Here is a 25606-nt window from a genome sequence, read left to right as displayed (position 1 = left end):
TTTATTTAGGAATAGGGGATATAAAATGTTAGTAAATAATCATACGATCGACATCACAACCCAATATGCTCAAGGTGAAAGAAATTTCTCCCAAAAACAGTTAAGAAGAATTGATTTAAGAAATGTTAATTTAAAAGGAGTTAATTTACAAGGTTCAGATTTGAGTTATGCTGATTTGAGAGATGCCGATTTAAGTAACTCCAATTTAAGTAATTGTTATCTGAATGAAGCTAATTTGAGTGGGGCCAATTTAACGGGGGCAAATTTAACAGGCGCATATCTTATCAAAGCCTATTTAACCAAAACTGACTTTAAAAAATCTATCCTTAAAGAAGCGTATTTTACAGGCAGTTTTCTCACCAAAGCAAATTTTATGAAAGCTGATTTATCAGGGACATTTTTAAATGGTGCCCACTTAAATGGTGCTATTTTTCAAGGTGCTACCTATGATACTACAACTCGCTTTGATAGATGTTTTGATCCCAACTCTCTAGGTATGACATTAGTCTCATCATTTCAAGCCTCTGCTAGTAAAAAAGTTACTATCGCTCAAGTCGTTACCAATTTTGAATCGATCGCTAGTATTACAAGTTGTTATTTAGGGGGAACAATCACCGCTAAAAACTTTGAAGAAAGTCGTCCTGATATAGAATGGTTGCAAGAATTTTCTATCGATAAAAAAGGAAAAATAAGTTTTAATGGTACATTAACTCATCAAGCTACAATGATGCAGTTAAAATGGTTAGAAAAATGGACTAATTCTTTTATCAAAAAATCTTCTGTAATTATTCAAGACTTACCCCATATCATCGAAGAAAAACACTTAACAGTGGATTATTTAATCAAAAATAATGCCGCTTAAAAGTTAGAGTATTGTTTTTAAAAATACACAAAAATATAAAAAAACTGTTTTAAACATAAGGAAAATAATAACGATCGATTCCCCTTAACCTCCCTTTAAACAGGGGGGTATTTTTATGAAAGAACAAGAAAAATCCAAGAAAACAATAAGACTTTTTTTATTAATAAATGTTAAGCATTAATTGTATAGAAATGTTGAAGAAAAAAACTCGATATTATAAAAACTGGTTAAAATAAAGACATAAAGAAAAATTGCTTGTTACTTAAATTGTTAATTAATTAATCATAATAAACTTGAGAGGATAAAAAACCAGATGACTTTTACACCTACAAAATCAAGTCGTACTGTAGAAATAATTTCCAAAAATCTTTGGAAAAATAAATATCCAAAAAAGCACGATCATTATACCCTTGAAGACTTTTTTCACTTTGATACCGCCAACGGCAATATTACCGACTGGAATGAATCTCGAAATATTCTGGTAACAGAAGATTTTATCATTGGTTTAATCGAAGGCTTAGAAGAAGAAGTCGGATCATCTTCTGGGGTAGTCATGTATAACATCGGTAAAGCATGGGGTATTAGAGATGCAGAATTTTTTGAACAATGGTTTCAAAAAGAGTATGAATATCCCAAAGACGTTCATGATATGAACTTGTTATACGTTCTTGAAGCGTGGTGGTGGCCTTTTACGACTCAGGGATGGGGTAACTGGGATGTGGACTTGAGTGAACAAAAAAATGGTTTCATGTTCGTTAATATCTTTGATTCTGCCGTAGCTCGTACCTTGGGAGATGTCGGTAAGCCCGTATGTCATATTTATGCGGGATTAATGGCAGGTTTTTTCAGTCGTTTTATTAATAAACAACTCAACTGCATTGAAATTCAGTGTTATTCCATGGGAGAAACCTATTGTAAATTTTTGCTAGGAAAACAAGATCGCATTGATGCGGCTACCTTTTGGCAAAATGAGGGGGCAGGTGCTAAAGATATTCAGAAAAAACTTATCAATGGAGAATATCTAAAATGATTCCTTCCACTAACATCTCCGTCGAAGATTTTTTTCAACAAGCTAATTGGCAAGGGCTAAGATTAGTGGCGATCGAAAAAGAATCTCTATCCGATACGATCGAAATAGAAGATAATTTTTATCCAACATTTAATTTAACGGTGCAAGATTTTTTTGCTTCTCATAATTGGCAAGGAGTTGTGAAAACGAAGAAAACAAGGGCATCAGAAGAATTATATCAACCGATGTCTGTAAATTATTCTTTAACCATGACAGTGGGAGAATTTTTTCAAAGAATATCATGGCAAGGACAAGGACGAATAACTCAGAAAAAAACTTCGATCGCTTCTTTACCCTCCATTTCTTCGTCAGAGACGTTTGATTCTACCGCCAAAACTTTTAATGTCAATGATTTATCAGATTTACTTTAAGAAAAAATTATGTATCCAGAATTACAAGCATTAATTCACGAGGCTGAATCTCAATATTTACAAGCAGAAGACTTAGATAAGTTAACTAAAGAAATTTCTACCTTAAAAGATAGATTAACTGCTTACCGAATATTGAGAGATCAAGAAATCAGCATTTTTCAAGACGTAGCAGATCAGGTTGTCAAACTATTACCAGAAGAAAAAACAAAAAAAATTGAAACGACTATTCGTCATTGGTTATTAATCACCCGCTATTGCGGTATGGCTATGTTGTTAAATAATCCTGAATTTTTAGAACATCGCCTTCTGGAATGGTTAACAGATATAGTTCAAGCTCATGAGTCTCAATCCATTTCTGATTGTATTTATGCTTTATTAGTGGAAAAATTAACTCAAGTTCTTCCAGATGAAGGATTAGAACAGATTCAACCTTTTTTAGCCCAAGCCAATAATTACTTGACGAATGCTACGGCTTTAAGTGTTTAGTTCAGAATTTCAGTATTAAGTTTTTTGTCAACTAGACTTAATTGCTAAAAAAAATATCAAAGAATGAGGAAAAATAGATGATTTCTGTGGCAGATTTAGTTCAAGAAAAAGCCCTAAAAGGTAATTATTTCGCTCCTGGAGCTTATGTGCAAGGAGATTTTGAGTTAGGATTACTCGAAACACGTTTAGGTTCAAGATTGATCGCTTTACCTGAAGTTTTTTTACAGGGAGTTTATGCTGGTTTAGAAGAAGAAATTGGACAAGCGACAGGTATAGTTTTATACAATTGTGGTCGTTGGTGGGGTAAAAGTTTTTATCGTCGTTTTCTACAGGAAGTGACCGAATATTACGAAATGCCTTTGGCACAAATGGAAATGTCAGAGTTTTTGAGTTGTTTAAAACAATGCTGGAAAACTCATGGTTGGGGAGTCATTAATTTCAATTTTGATTATTATTCTCAAGGTTTTATCGTGGCAACCACCGTTAATTCGCCTTTTGCCCAAGCCGCTCCTCAAAATAAAGGTTTTGCTTGTCAACCAGAAGCTGGTATTTTAAGTTCTTTTTTCAGTCAATTGACAGGAGAAGATCTCGGTTGTTTTCAAACCAGTTGTGAATCAATGGGTGCTGAATGTAACTATTTTGTTATTGGTTTAGAGCAACGAGTGGAGTTAGTTAAAACTTTGTCAGAGGAAGGTTATGATCATAATACTATTATCGATCGACTTTTGAATAGTTCTTCTTAAAGTTCACTTTGATTACTAATCATAACTATCTTTTATTTTGAACAAAACTTAAGCTAATCTAAAATTAGACCATTTAATATATAAAAAAAGTAAGATAGTGGCTAAAATCATCAGACTTGATCCTCTTGGTACAGAAACCAGTATTAAAACTAACGATAATCTTTTATCTGGATTACTCAAAAATCAACTTAATGTAATGCAAGAATGTGGTGGCAGAGGAATGTGTTCCACCTGTCATATTTATGTTAAGAAGGGTATGGAAAGTTTATCTCCTCTAAATCGTCGAGAAAAAAGAACCTTAGAAGTAATTACTACTTGTAAACTTAATTCTCGTTTAGCTTGTCAGGCGAGGGTAATCGGTGAGGGGGTGGTAGTAGAATTACCAGCAGGGATGTACTTAAGTGAGATAGAAGATATTGAAGCGTTGATTGGTAGAAGAGCTCAACAAAATATTCTACACCCGATTTCTGGCAAGATTTTAGTGGAAGAAGGGAAGTTGATTACTCGATCGATGATTAGTCAATTAGAAAATACAAAAGGGGAAGTGTCCAAATATTTAGCTAATACCAGTGACGCAATTTAATTTTAAAACACAATATCAATTATCAGGAGTTAATTAAAATGTTAAAACAATTTGCTGATTTAACCTTAGAAGCAGATGGTCGTTATGCGGAAGACTATGAGCTAAGATTTTTAGAAGACTATTTAAGCTCTCAAGATATTCGACTGAGTGCTTATATCAAAATCAGAGATTCTGCCACAGAAATTGTTGAAGCAGTAAGAATCGGAAAACAAAAACGCAATGCTGAATTTGAAGATTTTTATGGCACTTGTAAACGAGATTTAATTGATTTAGTTCGTTATTGTGCGGCGGCTTTGTTGTTCGATGATATGGAAAGATTACGCACAAATATGTTACTTTGGTTTCAAACTATTGCTCGTTCTTTCAATTTTGAAAATGATAACAATGACACCTATGAAGTTTTACTGGGTGTTATTCCCCAATTTTTAACTCCAGAGGAAACAAAATTAGCCCTTCCTATTTTTGAGCTTAATTGTGCTGTGTTGGTTTAGAAAATATCTTTTTAGAATCGTTAATTTTATATTTAGGAGTAATTAATTTAAGTCATGGAAAAACAACAAGATATGATCGGTTATGTGGGATTGGGGGTTTCTACTTTAGGTGCAATTTTTTCTGTTGTTACTCAAAATCTTGCCATCGCCCCTATTCCTTTAGCTATTGGGGTGGGATGTAACCTTTTTAGTCGTAAACAATTAAATGATAGTTTAGTAGAGGCTTACAATAAACAAGAACAAACCATTCAAGATTTAATTGAAAAGTTAGCTATTAATCATGGAGAATTAACCGATAAATTAGTTGAAAATAAAGCAGATTTAGGAACGAGTATTGAAAAATTGCAGCAATCTCTCCAAACTAATTTACAAGAACAAAAACAATATATTGTTACGGAAATAAAAAGAGTCGATTTACAACATCAAGAATTAAATAATATTGTTTCTGATATTAAGGAAATTGAAAATCTCTCACAAGAGTTAAGAGTTAAACCTGATTCAGCAGATTTCTTCTATCAAAGAGGTTTGGGTTATGAAAAATTAGGTAATAAACCGGGTGCGATCGAAGACTACAGCGAAGCTATCAAAAAAGATTCTAGTTGTGCCAGAGCTTTCCATAAAAGAGGAGTGCTTTATTTAGAAAATGGTTTAAAACAAAAAGCCGTTGATGACTTAAGAAAAGCGGCGTTACTCTACTTTGAGCAGGGAGATATTGACAGTTACCATCAAGCGAGAGAAATGAGTCGAAATATTCATGAACTACGAGCAGAAGGTAATGGAAGCAGTCAAGAAATGGTTGTAGGAACTCAATTATTCCCTTAATTTGATCATGTTAACTTGTATTTTGCACAACATTTAATGTGGAATAGGTAGAAAAAAGATAAGCTCAAAACCATCTAAGTTTACTTGAAATAGGCAAGAAGTAAAAGACAATATAGTTGATTAACTTAAGAATGAAACAATATCAAAATCTGTTAGCCTTATTAAATCGAGATTTTAGCTTGATAAAGTGTCTCAAATTTAAGTTAAATCATTATAACTAAGATTGTGGAGGTTTTCTCATAATTCTTGATACAAGTTGAATGTGTCTGAGCCTATTCATTATAAAATCTTTTCTAAACCATAAACAAGAGATTTTAATTCTACGATTTTACGAATTGACAATAATACTCCTGGCATATAACACGATCGATCACTGGTATCATGACGGAGAGTATAAATTTGTCCTTGTGATCCGAAAATAATCTCTTGATGGGCAATTAATCCGGGCAGTCGAACACTATGGATTCTAATATTATCACCACAAATACTTCCCCTTGCACCTGCTAAATTTTCTGTTTCTTTAACTAATTGAGGATTATAGTTTTTGCCTAAGTCAGAAAGCATTTCAGCCGTTTTAATAGCTGTACCACTGGGAGCATCAGCTTTTTGATTATGATGTAATTCGATTATCTCTACATGATCAAAATATTGCGCCGCTTGAATAGCGGCTTGTTGCATTAAGACAATACCGATCGTAAAATTTGGAATGATTAATACACCTGTAGATGCCTTATCAGCAAAATCAGCTAAGTCTTGAATTTGTTCGGGAGATAATCCAGTTGTACCAACTACGGGACGAACTCCATAGGCGATCGCACTACGGACATTTTCATAAACACTATCAGGATGGGTAAAATCTACCATTACACCTTGTATTTTGTGTTCAGTGGCCAAAACTAAGACGCTTTGTAAATCATTAAGGATGGGAATTTCTAGCTCTCCACAACCTGCGACTATTCCCACATCTTGCCCTAATACCGCCGGATTTTGATCTACTGCACCTACTAACATCATATCCTTAGCAGAAGCGATCGCTTTGATAACTTCTTTTCCCATTTTTCCAGCCGCACCATTTACCACTACAGGGATTAAATTATCTTGACTCATATATTAAATAATTGATAGTTAATTTTTTTGTTTTTCTACAGTAGTTATTATAGATTACTAGAAAATAATCGATGCCAAAGGCACACTACCCGTACGAAACTTTAATCTACTTCAGTTCGATGCAAGTTATTAAGAGCAAGGTAATAGCTGATAACTACCTAATACCTAAATACCTACTACCTAAAACCTAACACCTTTTTTAATTATTTTAATAGTTTTTCTGATATGCTCAGGGTAATAAGCGATCGTGTCAAGAAAAAAGTAAATAACCCCGTTAAGCCGAATAAAATAACCGCTAAGGAGTGATAAATCGTCGAAATAAGTAGAATACCGTTGAGGAGAGAAAATCCGGCTAAACAAGCATAAATCAAAGTTTTAACGGCTAAATAAATACTGCGAGAGATTCTTTCCCCTTCCAAAGAACGAACCCGCAATTGTAATTCTCCTTGGTCTAGTTTTTGTTGAAAATCTCTCACTGTCGTTTCTAAACGAGAAGGTTTTTGTAATCGTTGCTGAATTAACAGTTTTCCTTGACGAACAACCATTAATAATATATTATTAGCTGGAGTAGATTGGGTAATTCGTCTAAAAAATGGCTGACTGGCAGATAACAAACTGTAGTTCGGATCTAAAGTACGGGCAATGCCATCAAGAGTAGTAATGGCTTTAATAATAAATGTCATCTGAGGAGGTAAACGGAAGGGTTGTTGCTCAAACATAACGTAAATTTCCGTACTAATTTCCCGAAACGCATTAATATCCACAGGTTTATCTAAAAAACGAGTTAGAGAAAAACTAATTAGCCTCTTAATTGCTGTCATGTCTCCGACTGGTTCAATTAATCCCATATAGACTAGAGTATCTAATACTTGATCTGCATCTTTGCGTAACATAGCAAAAAATGTTTGTACCATTTGTTCTCTGGCTAATCCTTTCACTTCTGCCATAGCACCAAAATCATAGAAGATGATTGAACCATTCATATTCACTGCCATATTACCCGGATGAGGATCAGATTGAAAAAAACCGTCTTCTAATAGTTGTTTTAAATAAGTACAAATTCCTAATTCAATTAAAGGTTTAATCGGGATACCTTTTTCTCTTAAGGTTTCTTTATCATTAATTTTAATACCGGGTAAATATTCTAAAGTTAGTACTCTTTTTGTTGTATATTCCCAATAAACTTTTGGGACAATAATTCGATCGTCATCCTGAAAATTATATCTAAATATATCAGCATTTTCTCCTTCTTTAAGGTAGTCTATTTCTGAGAATAAAATTTCAAAAAATTCTTGATAAATTAATTTTAGTTCATATTTTCTCATTCCGGGTATAACTCGATCGACAAAATTAATAATATTTTTTAATACTTGAAAATCTAAGTTAAATAATTTTTCTAATCCTCTTCTTTGTACTTTAATAACAACCTTTTCTCCGTTGGGTAATTTGGCTTTATGTACTTGTCCTAAACTAGCCGCAGCAATGGGGACTCTTTCAAAATCAAGAAAAATATTATCTAATTTATCTCCCAATTCTAATTCAATAATAGTAATAGCTTCTTCTGATAAAAAAGGCGGAACTCGATCTTGTAACTGACTAAATTCTTCGACATATTCTAAAGGAATTAAATCAGGACGAGTAGATAAAGCTTGACCAATTTTTATGAAAGTAGGGCCCAATTTAATTAATTTTCTGACTAGCCATTTTGCTCTTTTATGACGTTGATAACTGGAGTTTTTTCGTTGTAATAAATCAAGTAATATTAATCCAGCAAATTGTAAAGCTGTGACTAAAATATCCCATTGACGTTGTAAAGTAGAATAACGGTGGTAATCCCATGATAAATTAGAAGGTAAGGATCTCATTCATTCGATAGTAGAGGAAAGGTCAAAGTAAAAGTATTGATATAATTATCTGATTTTTCAATGGAAGCACTAGAAACACTAATTATACCGTTTAAATTTTGTACAAGAGATTTTACCAAAGCTAGTCCTAAACCTGTACCACTATTTGTTACGTTAGCTACAGATTTACCTTGATAAAATGGCTGAAAAATATGTGTTTGTTCTTCTTGATCGATCGTACATCCATAATTACTAATTTCGATAATATTATCAGACTTCTGGGTATAAATTCGCAAAATAATATTAGTTTGTTGGGCAGAAAATTTACTAGCATTACGAAGTAACTCTTTTAAAATCAAACTAAGACTATTTAAGTCAGTATAAAGATAATCTTGTTTATTTTCAATAATTAAGTTTATTTCTTTATAATGTAACTCTTGAGAAAAAGAATTATATAAATCATCTAATAAAGGTTGTAAATATATTTTTTTTGGTTCAATAGTTAATTTATTTGATTCTAACTCTTGCAACGTTAAAAGATTACTAACTAAATTGATTTCTTTCTCGCACTCATCTTCAATTATATCTAAATAGCGAATGATTGACTCATTTTTATTCCGCAATTTTAGCATTTTTATACCCATTTTCATATTAGATAATGGTGTTTTTAAGGCATCACTAAGACTAGCAATAAACTCATCTTTAATTATATTTAAACGTTTTAATTCTTCAATATAATCTCGCATTTTTTGCCCTAACTTTGCCTGTACCTCAAGACTAACCTTAAGTTGAGCCGTTCTTTCATCGACTAAAGATTGTACCTTTGCCACGGTTTGTTGATTAAGTATTGCAGTAGTGATTTGTTTTGCCATCCATTTTCCTGTTTCAATATCTCCTATTTGCCATCGTCTTGGTTTATGATTTTCCATTACCAATAAACCTATTATTAGAGGTTTTGTATTATCAATATTTCTTTGACAAACAAGAGGAATAATTAATAAAGACTCCAATAATTTTAAGTTAAAAACTTCTAAAATATCTTGATCAATATTAAGTTCCTCTAATTGTTTTTTATTACTAATTTTGGTGAAATACGGTGCTTGTTGCCATCCATAACAAGTTAAAGGAGATTCGGATAATGAATAAGAAATAATTTTTTTGGGGATAGAATCTTGAGAATTTTTTTGCCAATTATAAACGACTTCTACTTCGGCTAAAGGAATTAACGGTGTCAGATGTTGATGAGAAAAACTATTGTACTTAAATCTTAAAATAAAAATTCGATCGAGCTTAAGTATTTGAGCGGAAGTAGCAATATCAGCATCGAAGATCTCATCCATTCTTTTTTCTATTCTGCTAACGAAAGCTAAACTTTATTATATAGCAATAAATAGTTAACCATTAAATTTATCTTTAAAAAAGTAACAATAGTCATAAGTCTATCTAAAATAAAAATAGATTTAATTTAATTAAAAGACAAAAATCTATGGAAGATCAACGATCGAGAATGTTTTTGACTCAAGATAATGATTTAATGGTTAATTTAGACGATGAACCTCATGTTAGTCAATATTATGAATTTACCTATAACTATGGTAATGGTGATTTTTACTCCGGTTATGGTTATACTGCTGAAAACACATATACCGAAGGTCAGATTTTAGAAGGATTCACCAATTCGACAGATAATAGTGGTTACTATACAATTGACTTGATTGACTCGATCGATTGGTACAATGATTCTGACAATTTTATTTATATCACTACCTATTATGATGATGATGGTGGTTTTGGTAAAACCAATATGGTAGATGCCTATGGTGATGACGGTTTAGGTTCAGAATCTGGTTGGATATATAGTTATAATGAGAACGAAGAAAATCAATATTTCAATAATTCTATTGAAGTTGATTTAGATTATGAACGTTATTTTGTTCAGTATTACGAGTTTACCTATTATTACGGTAACGGTGATTTTTATTCAGGTTATGGTTATACTTCAGAAAATACATATACTGAAGGTCAGATTTTAGAAGGATTCAGTAATTCGACAGATAATAGTGGCTACTATACTATTAATTTGATTGATTCGATCGAGTGGTACAGTAGTGATTCTGATAATTCTGTTTATATCACGAACTATCATGATTCTGATACTGGTTATGGTGATCTTTATAACTTATCCGCCTATGGTAATGAAGGTTTAGGTTCAGAATCTGGGGATGCTTATCAACATTATAACTGGGAAGATGGAATTTATTTTGACAATACGACAGAAATAGATCTTAATAATGAGTTTGCTAAATATACTTTCACTTACTACTATAGTGGAGATAAAAATGACACTAGCCAAGACTACTACAGTGGTTATATTTATGCACCTGCTAATTACTACCAAATAGAAGAATATTTTGACTATTATCTTGACACCAATGAAGCAGGATTTAAAGGGAAATACTATATCGAAGGAGTAGAATTAGGAGAATATAGTGATTTAAAAGGCACGATAGCATTAACCAACTATTATGATGCCCAATCAGATAGTAACTTCAGTGTTTCTGTCGATACTAATAATTATACTTATTTAGGTTGGGAATATGGTTATATTGATGGAGATTTTGATACATACAAATACTTTGGCTCTGATTTCCATGAAGCAAATCCTACCGTCAAAAATCGTGAATTAGAGACATTTTATGATAAAAATGTAATCCCTGAAGACATTGAGACAATGGTCAAAAATGGTAATACAACATCAGATAGTTTGTTAAATGATACTATTTATCGTTTTCGGACAGGAAATGGTGGATACATTTTTGTCGCAGAAGAAGAAAGACAAAACATATTACAAAATGAGCCTAATTTTATCGATGAAGGAAGTGCCTTTCGTGTATCTCTTCAGCAGAAAGATGATTTAATTGCTTTCAATCGTTTTCAAAACACGGAAAAAAAAGGAGCATATTTGTATGCAACAGAAGCGGAAAGTATAAGCATTCGGGAAAATAATCCTGAATTTGTGGAAGAAGGAATTGCTTTTTATGCTTTTGATGGGGATGCAAACAAAGGAATTGATTTTTATCGTTTCAACAATAATGGTAGCTATATTTATGTAGCAGAAACAGAAAAAGATCAAGTAATGACACAATACCCTGATTTTATTTTAGAAGGAATAGCCTTTGAAGCGATCGTATAGAAACAGGATTTATGCACCAGCCCCTCCTATACTTACCTCAGTTCGATGTAAAATATATAGGTAATAACAATGTATTAGGTATTACTTGTTAGGAATTAGGCAAATAATTGATCAAAAACTGTTAACAATTGATTTTACTTACATTAATTTAATTAAATAATTCAATCAGATTTTGTATTTTTAGAACCTAAAACCGAAAGCCTAAAACCTACCTACATCAAAGATTTTTTCTCGAACTCAGGTTATACTTGCGGGTTGGTGGTGAAAAAAGAGGGAGAGTATATTATCTTACTTGTTTGAGAGTATCGACTTTCTTGGTGAATAATTCGGTAAACAGACTTAACACAGTGCGATTTTCCTTAACTTTGATGTTAACACTTATAGACATCCCCGACTGTAAGACAACTGGCACTCCTCTAATTACTAATTGTTGTGCATCTAATTCTACTTTGACAGGAAAACGATAAAAATTGTAAATTTGATCAGGTGGTAGTGCATCTGAACCAACAAAGAACACTTTGCCTTTTATATCTCCAAATTCACTATAAGGAAAAGAGTCGATACGCACATCACTAATTTGTCCGACTTGTACAAAACCGATGTCTTGATTCGTTACATAAACTTCTGCAATCAACGGATTATCAGGACCGGGATCCGGTACAATTTTAAGCAATGATTCCGATTGTCCACTTTTTGGCACAAATCCGACTCCCGCTTGTAAGTCAAATACTGTACCAGATACAGGGGCTTTTAATTCTTGATATTTAATAGTTTGTTTAGCACTACTGATCTGACTACTAACTTCCGCTATACGTTTTTCATTATCAACGATAACTTTATTGATTTGACTGTCTAATTCTGCTATTCTCTGACTATTGACTGCCATACGATCGCGCACATCTTTTTCTGTAATCGCAATAGTATTCTGAAATTGTTGTTCGGCTTGGTTGATAGTAAGACTCAAACGGGCTTCTTCTTCCTTAAGTTGTTCAATTTCCGCTAAACGAGTTTCTACTTGTTGTTTTTGGTTTTCATATTCGATCGTACCATTCGATTTTCGATCGACTAAATCTCGTTTTCTGTCTTGTACTTGTTGTTTTTGTCGTTCAATTTGAATTTTAGCTAAAGCACCTTCCTCTGATAAAGGTTGAATACTATCTAATATTTCTTGATCAATACGCAAACTTTCCTCTGCTTCAATCACAGAATCTTGATTACGTTTATCAATTTCTTCTAATACTCGTCGATCGTTTATTAATTGCTTTTGAGCATCTTGTAACTTCACTCTATTTTGAATAAGTTGTTTTTCCAATTGTTGAGTTTCCAATTTTGCCGCACCAGAGCGAGAATTTAACTCAGCAAAAGCCGCTTGTAGTCGGGCAATTTGATCTGGTTTTAAGGTATCAATACTATCTCCACCTTCTGCCAACTGGATTTGATAAAGTTTATTTTCTGCCACTAATTCTGCCCGATTTAAGGCTAACGCTTCTATTTCTGGAGGCAATTTTAACTCTGAGATTGCTTCTTGTACTTGTGCTGGAGTGATTTCTGAATTAATTAAAGTACGATAAAATTTATTTTCTTGTATTAAAGAATTTCTAATTTTTTGAAAAGATTCTAATTCTGCTTCCGTTGCTTCTGAATCAAATATTAACAATGAATCACCTTTTTTGATCCGTTGTCCGTCTTCTACATTAACCTGTCTTACAACACCACTTAAAGGTGCTTGAATTTCTTTGACAGTAGTTTTGGGTTTTAACTGTCCTTGAGCCGTTACAACTTGTTCTATTTTGGCGATCGCTGCCCAACCAATAGCAAATACTGTCACTCCCATAATACTCCATGCCATAGTCCGTGACCAAATAGGAGATGGTTTAAGAATAACGTCTTTTTCAAATTCAGAAATATCTAGGTTAATGGCGGTATCAGAATTTTTTTGATTACCATTGAGAGAATTCCCTTGAGCTTGTAATAAAGGATCTATATTTGTGGTTTTGCCGTTGCTGTTAGTCATATATTAGGAATTAGAAGTAGGGAATTAGGAATTAGGAATTAGAAATTAGAAATTACGAAAATTAACTATTCACTAATTACTTAGATTATCAATTTTTTTATCTGATGGGTCAATCTTGTTTACTTAAATTTACTTCTATTTATTCACATCGAAGTTGTTTAAAATCGATCGAGGTGTATTCAATTCCTCCTTATTATCCTTCATCATACAACCATCACGAATAAAATAAAGTCATTGGAAGTATCACCATTAAAGTTATCCAACAATTTTTGTAATTTAAAAAAAAATTAAATATAATATTGCGATGAGATTTGATTTGTCAAAAAATTATCAACTAATTTCTTATAATAAAATCATATAACCCTTTCAAAACTGATATACAGAATTTTTTATGAATCAATTGTTTATCAATAGGGAGCTAATTTTATTAATTTCAGTAGCGATCGCCATTTCACCAACTAACAAAGTTTTTTCTCAATCCATAAATCAAGAAATAGTAAACACTCATAATCAATGGCGAGAAAAAGTTGGAGCGCCCCCTTTAAGTTGGTCAAATCAACTAGCACAAACTGCTCAGGATTGGGCAAATCAGTTAGCAAGTCAAGGTGGTAATATTTATCATCGCCCAAATAATAGTTATGGGGAAAATATCTTTTGGATTAGTGGAAAACAAGCAACACCATCAGAAGTCGTCAACGCTTGGGGGAGTGAAATAAAGTATTTTAAAAATGGCACATTTCCTAACGTTTCTACTACTGGTAATTGGGCAGATGTAGGTCACTATACTCAAGTGATTTGGAAAAACACGACGACAGTAGGTTGTGGAGTAGCTCGTTCAAACAAATTTGAGATTTGGGTTTGCAACTATAATCCTCCCGGAAATTATCAAGGACAAAATCCATAGAATGTTAACTATATTCCTACAAAATTACAAATTCTAAGTTGTTTTATTACTTGTCAAACTTTAACCATAATGTATTTGCCTATTTATCTAGTTCGTTTAGATGAAAGAATCAGTCAAAACCTCTTGCTGATGTTATTACTAAGGTAAGGAAAGAAAATGGTTAATTCAAAAAAAGAGATCGCAGATTCAAAGAAATAGATTTTAATAATAGTTTTTTATCTCATCCAATTTATTAAAAAAAAATGAGACATCCTCAATTAAAAGAAATTCTTAGTCAAATAAAAAAATCTCTAATTAACTTATATCGTGAGCAATTAGAACAAATTATTTTATATGGTTCTCAAGCAAGAAAAGATGCTCAAATAGATTCAGATATTGATATTTTAGTGGTTTTAAAAACAAATATTAATCCTTATCAAGAAATAGATAGAACTGGAGATATTATAGCTAAAATTAGCCTCGATTATGATGTAGTTTTATTTCTTTAGAAAAATTTAATCAAGGAAATAACCCATTTTTGCAAAATGTCAAAAAAGAAGGAATAGTGATATGAAATTAGAAGTTTATAAATTGATAGAAAAAGCTAAAGAAAGTTTAACGGCATCGGAAATTTTAGCTCAAAATCAACTCTATAATTTTGCAGGAGCAAGAGCATATTATAGTTTTATATTGCACAGGCTTTTTTATGGACGAAAGAAATGAGTTTCTCTAGTCACTCTGCCATAATTTCAGCTTTTGGGAAAGAATTTGCCAAAAAAGGAATTGTACCCCTTGAATTTCATCGTTATCTAATTGATACTCAAGATAAAAGAACTCAAGGAGATTATAGTATAGATAATGAAAGACAACTAAGTGATGATGATGTCAGCATTTTAATCGAACAAAGTAAACTATTTATTCAATGAGCTGAAAAAATTATAATAAAATAAATAATATAGTTAAGATAATAGATCAATAAAAATCCAGAAGGTAAAAGGGTTAAAATCTCTTATCTTAGCAAAGAAATTCTTAAGATGAAACTCTAAAAAATATTTTCAATGATGCGAATTTAACAGTAGAAGAATTTGTTAATTTGTTATAAATAATGCGATTACATTTGTGATGGTGTGAGGGGCATTGCCCTCCCTATTTTTTTTACTATAGAATTATTAAGAAATTTGCGAAAAATATTGACAGAAAATAGTAATGGCTTTAGGATAAAAGCAATGAATAAAAATTCATAAGAGAAATAATTAATACAGCTTTTTCGGAATGCAGTTGGTATTCTTAAGACTGGTTATCAACGAGTTGCTAGTCCCCTCTTAAACAATCTATTGGAAAAAACATATGAGCACAATCACAGTGAAAGACGGCACAGAAATTTTCTACAAAGATTGGGGCAACGGTCAACCGATCGTTTTTTCCCATGGTTGGCCTCTTTCCTCTGATGACTGGGACGCGCAAATGATGTTCTTCTTAAATCATGGCTATCGGGTCATCGCCCATGATCGGCGAGGTCACGGACGCTCTAGTCAAATCAGTGACGGACACGATATGGATCACTACGCTGATGACCTTGCGGCACTCACTGCACATCTTAATTTAGAGAATGCCATTCATGTAGGTCACTCAACCGGTGGTGGTGAGGTTACACGTTATATTGCACGACATGGTGAAAGTCGTGTTGCTAAGGCTGTTCTCATTAGTGCAGTGCCGCCACTGATGGTAAAGAGTCCAACGAATCCCGGTGGGTTGCCTAAAGAAGTATTCGACGACTACCAAGTCCAAGTAGCGACCAACCGAGCTCAATTGTATCTGGATGTACCGACTGGCCCATTTTACGGTTACAACCGTCCGGGTGCAAAAGTCTCTCAGGGGGTGATTCAGAATTGGTGGCGACAGGGCATGATGGGCAGTGCTAAGGCACACTATGATGGTATCGTTGCCTTTTCCCAAACAGACTTCACAGAGGACTTAAAAAAGATCACGGTGCCGACTTTAATTATGCACGGAGATGATGACCAGATTGTCCCTTACGCTGACTCTGCCCCACTGAGCGCCAAGTTGGTGAAAGGCTCAATATTGAAAACTTATAAGGGTTTTCCTCACGGTATGCCCACAACGAATGCAGATCAGATTAATGCCGATCTGCTCGAATTCATTAAGTCTTAACGACACACTGCCCCGTTCTCAGATAAGTCTTGATGTTGCTAACTGTTAAAACGTCTAACCTATATCGTGGCTAATTAGAACCAATTATTTTATATGGTTCTCAACCAAGAAAAGAGGCTCAAACATATTTGGATATTGATATTCTAGTCGTTTTAAAAACAAATATTAATCCCTATCAAGAGATAGATAAAACTTGAGATATTTTAGCTACAATCAGCCTCTATTATGATGTAGTTTTATATTATTGTGTTGTTTTTTTACAAAAATTTTAATCAATGATTAATACAACCTAGAAGTACGATCGCTAGTAAATTGGGTTGAGGTATCAAACCGAACAATCCCTTCATTGAAAGTATAGAAAGTGATTTGAATTTTGCGATATTATTATAGTTAGACAATTATTAAATCATATAGCAAGTTAACTGTATTCCTAATAAAATACAAACTCTGAGTTGTTTTATTGCTTGTCAAACTTTAACCACAATAGACATCGATCGAATTTAAAAATTAAATTAACTTCAATATCGAAATCGTTAAATTAACATATGAATCCGCTTCTTACCAAAGATGACTTTAATAATTCTTGTTGGCAGGATGTAGTCAACAGCAGTGAACGGAAAGATTGTCTCTCTTATAATCGTGTCTTCTGGAAGAAATCGCAAGAAGTACAAGAAGCGGAAAATCTTAGGGATCAAGCGGTGTTTGCAGTTCTGGCAGCAGTGACCAGCGCTGCTATTAAACCAGAATCAACCGAGGAGTTTTTTGCTGATATTTTCAAAAACCTTACAGATGAACAGCTAGACTTTCTTGCTGAAATTGCACCTGAAATATCAGACCCTGAACTCCAAGCACGAGTAGCAGATATTCTCTGGGTCAAACGTCGTGATTATCGAATGGCTCAGCTAGCAATTCCTGCTTACTTACAATCAGCAACCATTTTAGAAAATCCTAAGCAGTGGACTCACTACTGTGTTGACAGAATTGAACGGGCGTTACGGTTGGCACGTAAAATCAGGCACCAAGACGAAGTTGTTTTTAAGCACATAGAAGCAGTTCTTGAACGCTATCAAGGGGAAGATCCCCTATGGTTATCTGCAAAGCTAATGGAGCTATTGCAGGAGTATCGATTTGGAGACCCAGCTAAATACGCAGCCCTTTGTGAAAAAGCAGCAACTTTAGCAGAATCAATCTCTGATTGGCGTAGAGCAAGAACACTCTGGGGTATTAAAGCTGTATGGCATCGCATGGAGAAAGACTTCAGCAAGGAGCTTACTGCTTCGATGTCTGCCGCAGAAACTTATGTAAAGGAAGCTGAATCTGCCCTCAAAAGAACTCCGCCAAGCTATACGGTCGCATCACATTTTTTACAAGATGCTGTTGAAGCTTTTAGGAGTATTCGAGGCTCGAAGGAAGAAACAGTAGATGCTAAAGTAAGAGCCGAGGAAGTTCATAGGCTCCTTCTTCAGTACCAAGAAGAAACTCGCAATGAGATGATTACCAGTTCCCACGAAATGGATATTAGCGAGTTGGTAGAAGAAGCAAAAAATCATGTTAGAGGTAAAGACTTTCAAGAGGCACTTTTCGCATTGTCCCTCTTGGGTTCTCCAACTAATGTTCCTCAATTGAGACAAAAAGTACAGCAACAGGCTCAAGAGTTTGTTGTATCTCATCTTTTCCCTATTGTCATGATGAATGAAATGGGCAAAGTCGTTGCCCGTCAACCAGGTTCTGTTCTCTCTAATAATCCTGAAGAAGCAGAGGCTGCAACTCGTTTTGAGATGTGTCGGAATGCTATTTACCATCAGAACCTACAAGCTCAAGCATATGTTGAGCCTGCCAGATATCAAATTAATCTAGAGCATAATGTACGGCTCAATGATATTCTCTCAATAATTTCGCATAGCCCATTTGTTCCGCCTGAACGTGAATATCTGTTTGCTAAGGGACTTTATGCTGGACTGATCGGAGATTTCTTCACATCTACCCACATCCTAATTCCTCAAATTGAAAACTCCGTCCGTTATATTATGTGGCGAAGAGGCATAATTACTTCGGGATTGGATGACTCTGGCATTCAGAATGAGCATAACTTAAACTCTACTCTCTATTGTCCAGAAATAGCTTCTATCTTTGATGAGAATACGCTGTTTGATTTGAAATGCTTACTTGTTGAACATGCTGGTAGTAACTTAAGAAATCGTATGGCTCATGGTCTAATTAGTGATGGTGAGTTTATGAGTCCATTGATGTCATATATCTGGTGGCTTACGTTGAGGCTTTGTTGGTTACCTATTAATTAAGTGAACAATTCAAATTTACTACGACTGAAGCAATTACTTTATTTTATAGAAACCATTTGGTATCTTTTTTAGAATGATTACATAGTAATGATTTCAAGAGAAATGCTTTAACGAGATTAAAGCCTTTTGTGACTAAGGTTACAGGCGTAAATATCAAATAGGTTCTATAAGCAAGTTAAATTAAATCAAGGGCTATTTTTTCAGTGAAAAATCTTAATTTTATTACTCAAAACACCTTTGAAAAATTAGAAAAAAGTATTCCTATTTATTAATTTCAAATTATGCCAGATATATTAAAATTTGAATTTATGCAAAATGCCATTATGGCAGGTGTCTTAGTTAGTATTGCTTGTGGTATTGTTGGTACATTTGTAGTGGTTAATCGTATTGTTTTTATCAGTGGTGGCATCGCCCATGCCGCTTATGGTGGTATTGGATTAGGTTACTTTTTTGGATTTAATCCTTTTTTCGGTGCGATCGTGTTTGCGGTATTATCAGGGTTAGGCATGGGATTAGTGGAGAAAAATACAAAGGAAAGAGCTGATACTATTATTGGCACAATGTGGGCGATAGGTATGGGTATTGGTATCATTCTTATCGATTTAACTAAGGGTTACAAGGCTAATTTGATGAGTTATTTATTTGGTAGTATTTTAGCCGTGCCAAAGAGTGATTTACTAATTATGTTAATTTTGGACGTGATTATTGTCACAATGGTATGTCTATTTTATAAAGAGTTATTAGCTATATCTTTTGATCCAGTTTTTGCTACTACTCGGAATATTCCTGTTAATGGACTATACTTAATGTTGATAGGTGCGATCGCACTTACTATTGTGATGGTGATGCAAGTAGTAGGATTAATTATGGTAATTGCCTTATTAACCATTCCTCCGGCTGTTGCGAATCAATTTGTGGGAGAAATTAAACAGATGATGATATTAAGCAGTATTTTGGGAGTTGTTTTTATCTTAACGGGATTATCGCTTTCTTACACTTTCAATTTGACTTCTGGAGCTACTATTATTGTTGTGTCAGGATTAGCTTATTTTGTAAGTTTAGGAATCAAATATTGTCATGAAAAACTATAGATTTAGATTTAACTCTCTCAAAAAACATAACCCACCATAGATAGCTAGGCAGGTTACATTATTTTATAGGAATCGAAATTCAATTATTTATCTCAGAGGAACTGAGTTACTAGGGGTTTACAAATAAACAATTAACTTTTCTATACTGAGCTTTGAGCATCTATAAGTTACATATTGAACTCTAACTCAACTAACGTAACTTTGAGGGGGATTAATTCACACCCACAAACGCATCTCCTTTTGATTTTTTCTATTCACACTACAACCATTAAAGTTGAGCTAAACAATCTCAGAAGTCACAGTTTCGATCGACAGTTAATCGTCTTAATTCAGAGCAGAGGGTACAAACTCGAATTATTTTTTATAAAAGAGCCTTAAATCGCCTTTTGTGTACCTACTAATAAATATAAATTGTCCTCATTAAATTTGCCTAGTAAAATTTAAACTTTGTAATGTTTCTTGATTTTACTTAATAATTAGTAATGGTTTTCGAGAAAATAAAGAAAATTTTGTTGTCTCACAAAATCTTAGCCCTGAGAAACCGATAAAATTGAATTTGCGATTATCAATTATTAATTAAGTTTTCATGACTAATCCTTTATTTCTCATCGTTGATGGACATTCTTTAGCTTATCGTTCTTATTATGCCTTAGCAAAGACAAAAAAAGGCCCTTTACGCACTTCGACAGGGATTCCCACAGGTGTTTGTTTTGGCTTTCTCAATTCCTTATTACAAATTATTGGAGATTATCAACCCCAGTGTTTAGCCGTTGCTTTTGATTTAAGAGAAGCAACTTTTCGTCATACTGCTGATAGTAATTATAAAGCCGATCGGGCAGAAACTCCATTAGATTTTATTGAAGATATGAATAATTTGCAAGAATTACTCAAGGCTTTAAATATTACCATTGTGACAGCATCAGGATTTGAAGCTGATGACGTGATTGGGACATTAACAACCCAAGCCGTTAAAGAAAATTATCAAGTCAAAATTTTAACAGGCGATCGAGATTTATTTCAACTTGTAAATGATGAGCAACAAGTAACAGTTTTATACTTAGAAAGAAGTCTCGGTAAATATGAAATTTATGATGAGGAAGCAGTATTTACCAAAATGAAAGTTAAACCCTCGCAAATTGTAGATTATAAAGCCTTATGTGGAGACAAATCTGATAGTATTCCGGGAGTGTTGGGAATAGGAGAAAAAATTGCCAGTAATTTATTGAATGAATATGATAATTTAACTAATATTTATAATAACTTAGAAAAAATCAAAGGAGCGATTAAAATTAAGTTAATTAAAGGAGAAAAAGATGCTTTACATTCTCAATACTTAGCCGAAATAGTTACTAATATTGAATTAAATTTATCTTTAGAAAATTGTAAATTAATAGGATTTGATCCTCAAAAAATTATTCCTCTATTGCAACACCTAGAGTTGAATAATTTTGTTAAACAAATTAATAATATTCAAGAAAAATTAGGAGGAGATTTATTAACCATAGAATCAGAGCAAATTATTACTGAAGATAATCAATTATCTTTATTCTCTCAACCTTCTATTAATAACAACATAAAAAATTATAAAGAAACTTTTATTGTCGATACCTTAGAAAAGTTAGAACAATTAGCCTTTATGATTCGAGAAAATAGTTTAACAGCATGGGATACAGAAACTGATGCTTTAGATACTCAAAAAGCTAATTTAGTTGGTATCGGTTGTTGTTGGGGTAATAGTTGGGATAAAGTAGCTTATATTCCTGTAAAACATTTGGAAGGGCAACAATTAACACTCTCAGAAATCAAGACAATTTTACAACCTATTTTAGAAGATAAAGACTATCGAAAAACCTTTCATAACGTTAAATTCGATCGACAAATTTTTGGTAATCATGGCATTAATATTCAAGGTATTATATTTGATACAATGTTGGCTAGTTATGTTTTACAACCAGAAGAAAGTCATAAGTTAAGTAGTTTATCTTTTAAATATTTAAAGGATATTATATCCCTTGATTATGATGACTTAAATCTCCCTAAAAATCAAAATGTTGGAAACTTATCGATCGAAAAAGTAGCAGAATATTGTGGGTTAGATGTATTAGCAACTTTTCAGTTAACAGAAATTTTAGATAAAAAATTAGAAAAATTACCTAGTTTAAAGTCAGTCTTTGATATAGAGTTAAAATTAGAGCCTATTCTAGCAAAAATGGAAACTTTAGGAGTAATGATTGATCGAGATTATTTATATATATTATCTCAGGAAATCGATCGAGAATTAAATAAAATTGAAGAAAAAGTATATAAAGAAGTAGGAAACTTTAATCTAGCATCACCAAAACAATTGAGTGAGTTATTATTTGAAAAATTAGAGTTAGATAAACGAAAATCTACTAAGACAAAAACTGGTTATTCGACGAATCAAGGGATATTAGAAAAACTCAAAGGAGATCATCCTATTATTGACGATATTTTAAATCATCGTACCCTAGGAAAATTAAAATCAACTTATGTAGATACTTTACCTACTTTAGCCAACTTAAAAACAAATCGAGTTCACACTAATTATAATCAAATGATTACGGCAACAGGCCGACTTTCATCTTCTAATCCCAATTTACAAAATATCCCCATTCGTACAGCATTTTCTAGGCAAATTAGAAAGGCTTTTATTCCTCAAGAAAACTGCTTATTTTTGAGCGCAGATTACTCTCAAATTGAGTTAAGAATTTTAGCTCATTTAAGTGAAGAACCTATCTTAATCTCTGCTTATCAAAATTGTCAAGATATTCACACTGTCACAGCTAAATTATTATTAGAGAAAGAAGACATTACTGCTGAAGAAAGAAACTTAGGTAAAACCATTAATTTTGGTGTTATTTATGGCATGGGGGCACAAAAATTTGCAAGGGAAACAGGAGTAAGTGTAAAGGATGCACAAAATTTTATTAATATTTATCGGGAAAAATATCAGAGAGTTTTTAATTATTTAGAAACAATGAAAAAAGAAGCCTTAGTTAATGGTTATGTCACTACTATCTTAGGGAGAAGACGTTACTTTAATTTCGATGATCGAGCTTTACAAAACTTAAGAGAAAAAGATATAAATGAAGTTGATTTATCTAGTTTAAAACTAACTAATTATTCGGCACAAATGTTACGGGCGGCTGCAAATGCACCAATTCAAGGCTCAAGTGCAGATATTATTAAAGTGGCTATGATAGAAGTCGATCGAATTTTAGCAAATTATCAAGGTAATTTATTATTGCAAGTACATGACGAATTAGTATTTGAATTACCTTTAGAAGAAGTAGAAGAATTAGGAATTAAAATTAAAGAAATAATGGAGAATATTATCAGCCTCAAAATACCTTTAATTGTTGATATTCATACAGGAAAAAACTGGATGGAAGCTAAATAATTAATTAGCGGTACTTAAACAAAAACTAAGCCCAAATAAACCCTAAACGAGCTTTATCATTTATTCTTTTTTCTTGTTCAATTTTTTTTAATAAATGAGATCTTACACCCATAAGATGACTGGTAACAATAACATTTCCGTTATCAGTTTTACCAATTTCCAGGAAGAATTCTCTTTGAAATTTGCAAGGTAATTCCTCCACGTCCTAATAGTTAATTTGACGACATCAATTTATGATCACGTCATTTAATTTATTAAGATAAGACTAATCTATTACCAATGAAAAACAATTTGTTACTGTACAGTTACTGTACATAAGAGTAATTATGAATAAAGAATCATAAAAGATGGGGGCGGAGAGACTTGAACTCTCACGATCGATTAAAATCAACGGATTTTCATTCTTTCGTAGCTTTCACTACTGCTAAATTCAGCTTTAAGAATTGGACTATCTCTTTACCCTCAGCATTACTGTTAGGGTAGTTCCCGTTTAGTCTCTGCACCTTCCGAAAATTCGGCTTGGCTCAGGATTGCCTTATTAGAATTAACCAACGTAGGTTTCCCTGAATTTGAGAACTTTCACTTATAGAGTTTCCTCTGTAAGGCTCAATTTTACTTAAGTCCGTAGCGTCTACCATTCCGCCACGCCCCCGTGAAGCGTTTTGCTCACATTTACTGATTATAGCTAATATCATTTAAAAATGCAAGAAAAATAAAAATTTTTGAAACTGGTTTTATGAAGTTATTTAGAGATGCCTTTGACTAGAATGAATCCCACTACAAGATCTAAATTGGAGACATTTAGTACAAGTGCATTATATTGGTTTGTGAAATGAGAAAAAATATTATACGAATGGTTGTAAATTATAGTGATTAATCAATAATAAAATCTAATTATTTGGTATTTAATTGTTGCTTGGCATTTTTAAACGCATTTTTCATCACTTCTTTAATCTTGTCGGGATTGGGTTTTTTACCACCGATAATATCCCCAAAATAAGCACAAGCACCCTCTCCTAATGCCCAAGTATAAGCACCAGCCCAACTAGCCGCCACTACTGCCCCAAATCCGGGTATAAATTTAATTAATTCTCTGCCTATAGCTTTGGCTAAAAATCCTCCGGCGATCGCACTTATAATACCTCCTGCTTGAGAAACACTGATAGTTTGTCCATAAAGTTGTCCTAACATTCCTACCATTGTCACTTCTAAGGCTGTTAAAACGGGCATAGTAGCAAAGGGTAAAGGTACGGCGGAAACGGTTGCTGCCATGATGCTAAAGGCTAAAATATACCGTCTAGCGACATCTTTATAAAGATTTCCTAACTCAGAATTAACAGTTTCATCTAATAGTTGATGTATGGTTTTTGCTTCTGCTGATGGTAATAATTCGGCTAAAGAATCTCGTAGATTTTCTAAACCATAAAATACTGGATTAAATCCGTCTTCTTCTAAGGTAAAATCAATTAAAATTGCTCGATCGAATAATCCTTGAAATGTATCTTTTATTTCTGTAAATGCTCTTTCTATTTCGGAAAAACTGGGAGGATATTCAGGATGTTGCGTTTCATTTAAATCGGGGTAAAGTTCATGAAGGGAGGTGACTACTAATAAACAAGGAATTTGAGAATATTTTTTTCTTAAATTTTCAGCGATCGTTTTTAAACTATCGGTAGCAAAGTCATTAATTTTTATCGTCAAAATTAAAATTCTTGCCCTTTTATTTTCAATGTCTAATTCAGTAGTTAATTCTACAATAATTTCGTCAGTATTTTTAGTAACATCTCCTAATCCTACCGTGTCAGTAAAAATTAGTAATGGCAATTCTTCAGAGGGGTAAGAATACCTTTGGGTATGTTCTGTATGGGGACGAAAACCTTTTCCCACTATTTCTTCTCCCACTCCTGTTAAGCCTCGCACGATCGAGCTTTTTCCTGCTTGAGGTTTGCCAATTAATAAGGCTTCTGTCGTAGGTAAATTCGATCGAACTGACTCTAATAACTCGGCGATTTCTGTTTCATCAACCTTAAATAAGTCAAGAGTTTTTTGCACGGTATTTTTAATAGATGGAACTTTCATAATCTGTAAAATATTTCACAACTTTTTACTTTTAAACAGGATATTATTAAAGATTGATAGTTAAAAAGATCAAAA

The 25606-nt window shown here is 33.1% G+C and carries 23 protein-coding genes; 17 read left to right on the top strand and 6 right to left on the bottom strand.

Translation table 11 applies throughout. The features are described 5' to 3' along the window. Positions 1-25 precede the first annotated feature (25 nt). From GM3709_RS05240 to GM3709_RS05205, 8 genes are all read left to right on the top strand, one after another. Positions 26-862 (top strand): pentapeptide repeat-containing protein, encoded by an 837-nt coding sequence (locus GM3709_RS05240; RefSeq protein WP_066116934.1) that lies wholly within the window; start codon positions 26-28, stop codon positions 860-862. Positions 863-1175: 313 nt separating this feature from the next. Further along, on the top strand, positions 1176-1892 hold the full coding sequence (locus GM3709_RS05235; RefSeq protein WP_066116932.1) for a V4R domain-containing protein: 717 nt from the start codon (positions 1176-1178) through the stop codon (positions 1890-1892). Continuing rightward, a complete protein-coding gene (locus GM3709_RS05230; protein WP_066116931.1) occupies positions 1889-2302 on the top strand; it encodes a hypothetical protein in 414 nt (137 codons plus the stop codon). The genes GM3709_RS05235 and GM3709_RS05230 overlap by 4 nt, the downstream gene beginning before the upstream one ends. 9 nt (positions 2303-2311) lie before the next feature. Beyond that, positions 2312-2788, top strand: a complete 477-nt coding sequence (locus GM3709_RS05225; protein ID WP_066116929.1) for a phycobilisome protein — start codon at positions 2312-2314, stop codon at positions 2786-2788. A gap of 77 nt (positions 2789-2865) precedes the next feature. Further along, positions 2866-3531: a V4R domain-containing protein gene (locus GM3709_RS05220; protein ID WP_066116927.1), complete on the top strand. Its 666-nt coding sequence runs from the start codon at positions 2866-2868 to the stop codon at positions 3529-3531. Between the two features lie 97 nt (positions 3532-3628). Beyond that, positions 3629-4114 (top strand): 2Fe-2S iron-sulfur cluster-binding protein, encoded by a 486-nt coding sequence (locus tag GM3709_RS05215; RefSeq protein ID WP_066116925.1) that lies wholly within the window; start codon positions 3629-3631, stop codon positions 4112-4114. A 38-nt stretch (positions 4115-4152) separates the two neighbouring features. Beyond that, a complete protein-coding gene (locus GM3709_RS05210; RefSeq protein ID WP_066116923.1) occupies positions 4153-4605 on the top strand; it encodes a hypothetical protein in 453 nt (150 codons plus the stop codon). A gap of 54 nt (positions 4606-4659) precedes the next feature. Next, the gene (locus tag GM3709_RS05205) at positions 4660-5427 is read left to right on the top strand and encodes a tetratricopeptide repeat protein (protein ID WP_066116921.1); all 768 of its coding nucleotides are present in this window, start codon (positions 4660-4662) and stop codon (positions 5425-5427) included. A gap of 279 nt (positions 5428-5706) precedes the next feature. Here GM3709_RS05205 and dapB read toward each other — a convergent pair whose 3' ends face one another. The 3 genes from dapB to GM3709_RS05190 form a co-directional block, all read right to left on the bottom strand. Further along, positions 5707-6534 carry a 4-hydroxy-tetrahydrodipicolinate reductase gene (gene dapB / locus GM3709_RS05200; RefSeq protein WP_066116918.1) on the bottom strand — a complete coding sequence of 276 codons (828 nt, stop codon included), beginning with the start codon at positions 6532-6534 and terminating at the stop codon, positions 5707-5709. Between the two features lie 203 nt (positions 6535-6737). Continuing rightward, entirely contained in the window at positions 6738-8399 is a 1662-nt protein-coding gene (locus GM3709_RS05195) for an AarF/ABC1/UbiB kinase family protein (RefSeq protein WP_066116916.1), read from the bottom strand. Then, positions 8396-9718 (bottom strand): sensor histidine kinase KdpD, encoded by a 1323-nt coding sequence (locus tag GM3709_RS05190; protein WP_066116914.1) that lies wholly within the window; start codon positions 9716-9718, stop codon positions 8396-8398. The genes GM3709_RS05195 and GM3709_RS05190 overlap by 4 nt, the downstream gene beginning before the upstream one ends. A gap of 146 nt (positions 9719-9864) precedes the next feature. Here GM3709_RS05190 and GM3709_RS05185 point away from each other — a divergent pair, with 146 nt between their 5' ends. After that, positions 9865-11571, top strand: a complete 1707-nt coding sequence (locus tag GM3709_RS05185; RefSeq protein ID WP_144439408.1) for a hypothetical protein — start codon at positions 9865-9867, stop codon at positions 11569-11571. A 283-nt stretch (positions 11572-11854) separates the two neighbouring features. Here the strand turns inward: GM3709_RS05185 and GM3709_RS05180 are convergent, their stop codons facing one another. Beyond that, positions 11855-13585, bottom strand: a complete 1731-nt coding sequence (locus GM3709_RS05180) for an HlyD family efflux transporter periplasmic adaptor subunit (RefSeq protein ID WP_066116910.1) — start codon at positions 13583-13585, stop codon at positions 11855-11857. Positions 13586-13976: 391 nt separating this feature from the next. On the opposite strand from GM3709_RS05180, the gene GM3709_RS05175 reads away from it, so the two are divergent. The 8 genes from GM3709_RS05175 to polA all read left to right on the top strand — a co-directional run bounded on the left by GM3709_RS05175 (position 13977) and on the right by polA (position 23452). After that, a complete protein-coding gene (locus tag GM3709_RS05175) occupies positions 13977-14489 on the top strand; it encodes a CAP family protein (protein WP_071828014.1) in 513 nt (170 codons plus the stop codon). Between the two features lie 12 nt (positions 14490-14501). Then, positions 14502-14636, top strand: coding sequence for a DUF6888 family protein (locus tag GM3709_RS21860; RefSeq protein ID WP_396229704.1), 135 nt, complete (start codon positions 14502-14504; stop codon positions 14634-14636). 95 nt (positions 14637-14731) lie between these two features. Further along, the gene (locus GM3709_RS05170; protein ID WP_231937617.1) at positions 14732-14977 is read left to right on the top strand and encodes a nucleotidyltransferase domain-containing protein; all 246 of its coding nucleotides are present in this window, start codon (positions 14732-14734) and stop codon (positions 14975-14977) included. A gap of 210 nt (positions 14978-15187) precedes the next feature. Beyond that, complete coding sequence (locus GM3709_RS20960; protein ID WP_197671866.1) at positions 15188-15394, top strand: hypothetical protein; 207 nt, start codon at positions 15188-15190, stop codon at positions 15392-15394. Positions 15395-15815: 421 nt separating this feature from the next. Continuing rightward, complete coding sequence (locus GM3709_RS05160; RefSeq protein WP_066116908.1) at positions 15816-16640, top strand: alpha/beta fold hydrolase; 825 nt, start codon at positions 15816-15818, stop codon at positions 16638-16640. A 545-nt stretch (positions 16641-17185) separates the two neighbouring features. Further along, positions 17186-18940, top strand: a complete 1755-nt coding sequence (locus GM3709_RS05155; protein ID WP_066116906.1) for a DUF4209 domain-containing protein — start codon at positions 17186-17188, stop codon at positions 18938-18940. Positions 18941-19221: 281 nt separating this feature from the next. Then, a complete protein-coding gene (locus GM3709_RS05150) occupies positions 19222-20031 on the top strand; it encodes a metal ABC transporter permease (RefSeq protein ID WP_066116904.1) in 810 nt (269 codons plus the stop codon). Between the two features lie 586 nt (positions 20032-20617). Further along, positions 20618-23452 (top strand): DNA polymerase I, encoded by a 2835-nt coding sequence (gene polA, locus GM3709_RS05145; protein ID WP_066116902.1) that lies wholly within the window; start codon positions 20618-20620, stop codon positions 23450-23452. A gap of 25 nt (positions 23453-23477) precedes the next feature. Here the strand turns inward: polA and GM3709_RS20405 are convergent, their stop codons facing one another. Together GM3709_RS20405 and GM3709_RS05140 are read right to left on the bottom strand one after the other, a co-directional pair. Beyond that, positions 23478-23654: a hypothetical protein gene (locus GM3709_RS20405; RefSeq protein WP_158506702.1), complete on the bottom strand. Its 177-nt coding sequence runs from the start codon at positions 23652-23654 to the stop codon at positions 23478-23480. Positions 23655-24346: 692 nt separating this feature from the next. Further along, the gene (locus GM3709_RS05140) at positions 24347-25531 is read right to left on the bottom strand and encodes a YcjF family protein (protein WP_066116899.1); all 1185 of its coding nucleotides are present in this window, start codon (positions 25529-25531) and stop codon (positions 24347-24349) included. Between the last annotated feature and the right edge of the window lie 75 nt (positions 25532-25606).

It is taken from the genome of Geminocystis sp. NIES-3709 (genome assembly GCF_001548115.1).
Taxonomy (GTDB): domain Bacteria; phylum Cyanobacteriota; class Cyanobacteriia; order Cyanobacteriales; family Cyanobacteriaceae; genus Geminocystis.
The sequence above is the reverse complement of the archived record's forward strand: the minus strand, read 5'-3'. Positions and strand labels throughout refer to the sequence as shown.

Coding starts and splice junctions, on each gene's coding strand:
- GM3709_RS05160 (WP_066116908.1), top strand. CDS start 15,816: ATGAGCACAATCACAGTGAAAGACGGCACAGAAATTTTCTACAAAGAT.
- GM3709_RS05180 (WP_066116910.1), bottom strand. CDS start 13,585: ATGACTAACAGCAACGGCAAAACCACAAATATAGATCCTTTATTACAA.
- GM3709_RS05205 (WP_066116921.1), top strand. CDS start 4,660: ATGGAAAAACAACAAGATATGATCGGTTATGTGGGATTGGGGGTTTCT.
- GM3709_RS05225 (WP_066116929.1), top strand. CDS start 2,312: ATGTATCCAGAATTACAAGCATTAATTCACGAGGCTGAATCTCAATAT.
- GM3709_RS05175 (WP_071828014.1), top strand. CDS start 13,977: ATGAATCAATTGTTTATCAATAGGGAGCTAATTTTATTAATTTCAGTA.
- GM3709_RS05185 (WP_144439408.1), top strand. CDS start 9,865: ATGGAAGATCAACGATCGAGAATGTTTTTGACTCAAGATAATGATTTA.
- GM3709_RS05190 (WP_066116914.1), bottom strand. CDS start 9,718: ATGGATGAGATCTTCGATGCTGATATTGCTACTTCCGCTCAAATACTT.
- GM3709_RS05240 (WP_066116934.1), top strand. CDS start 26: ATGTTAGTAAATAATCATACGATCGACATCACAACCCAATATGCTCAA.
- dapB (WP_066116918.1), bottom strand. CDS start 6,534: ATGAGTCAAGATAATTTAATCCCTGTAGTGGTAAATGGTGCGGCTGGA.
- polA (WP_066116902.1), top strand. CDS start 20,618: ATGACTAATCCTTTATTTCTCATCGTTGATGGACATTCTTTAGCTTAT.
- GM3709_RS05150 (WP_066116904.1), top strand. CDS start 19,222: ATGCCAGATATATTAAAATTTGAATTTATGCAAAATGCCATTATGGCA.
- GM3709_RS20960 (WP_197671866.1), top strand. CDS start 15,188: ATGAGTTTCTCTAGTCACTCTGCCATAATTTCAGCTTTTGGGAAAGAA.
- GM3709_RS05140 (WP_066116899.1), bottom strand. CDS start 25,531: ATGAAAGTTCCATCTATTAAAAATACCGTGCAAAAAACTCTTGACTTA.
- GM3709_RS05170 (WP_231937617.1), top strand. CDS start 14,732: ATGAGACATCCTCAATTAAAAGAAATTCTTAGTCAAATAAAAAAATCT.
- GM3709_RS05235 (WP_066116932.1), top strand. CDS start 1,176: ATGACTTTTACACCTACAAAATCAAGTCGTACTGTAGAAATAATTTCC.
- GM3709_RS05220 (WP_066116927.1), top strand. CDS start 2,866: ATGATTTCTGTGGCAGATTTAGTTCAAGAAAAAGCCCTAAAAGGTAAT.
- GM3709_RS05210 (WP_066116923.1), top strand. CDS start 4,153: ATGTTAAAACAATTTGCTGATTTAACCTTAGAAGCAGATGGTCGTTAT.
- GM3709_RS05195 (WP_066116916.1), bottom strand. CDS start 8,399: ATGAGATCCTTACCTTCTAATTTATCATGGGATTACCACCGTTATTCT.
- GM3709_RS05230 (WP_066116931.1), top strand. CDS start 1,889: ATGATTCCTTCCACTAACATCTCCGTCGAAGATTTTTTTCAACAAGCT.
- GM3709_RS05155 (WP_066116906.1), top strand. CDS start 17,186: ATGAATCCGCTTCTTACCAAAGATGACTTTAATAATTCTTGTTGGCAG.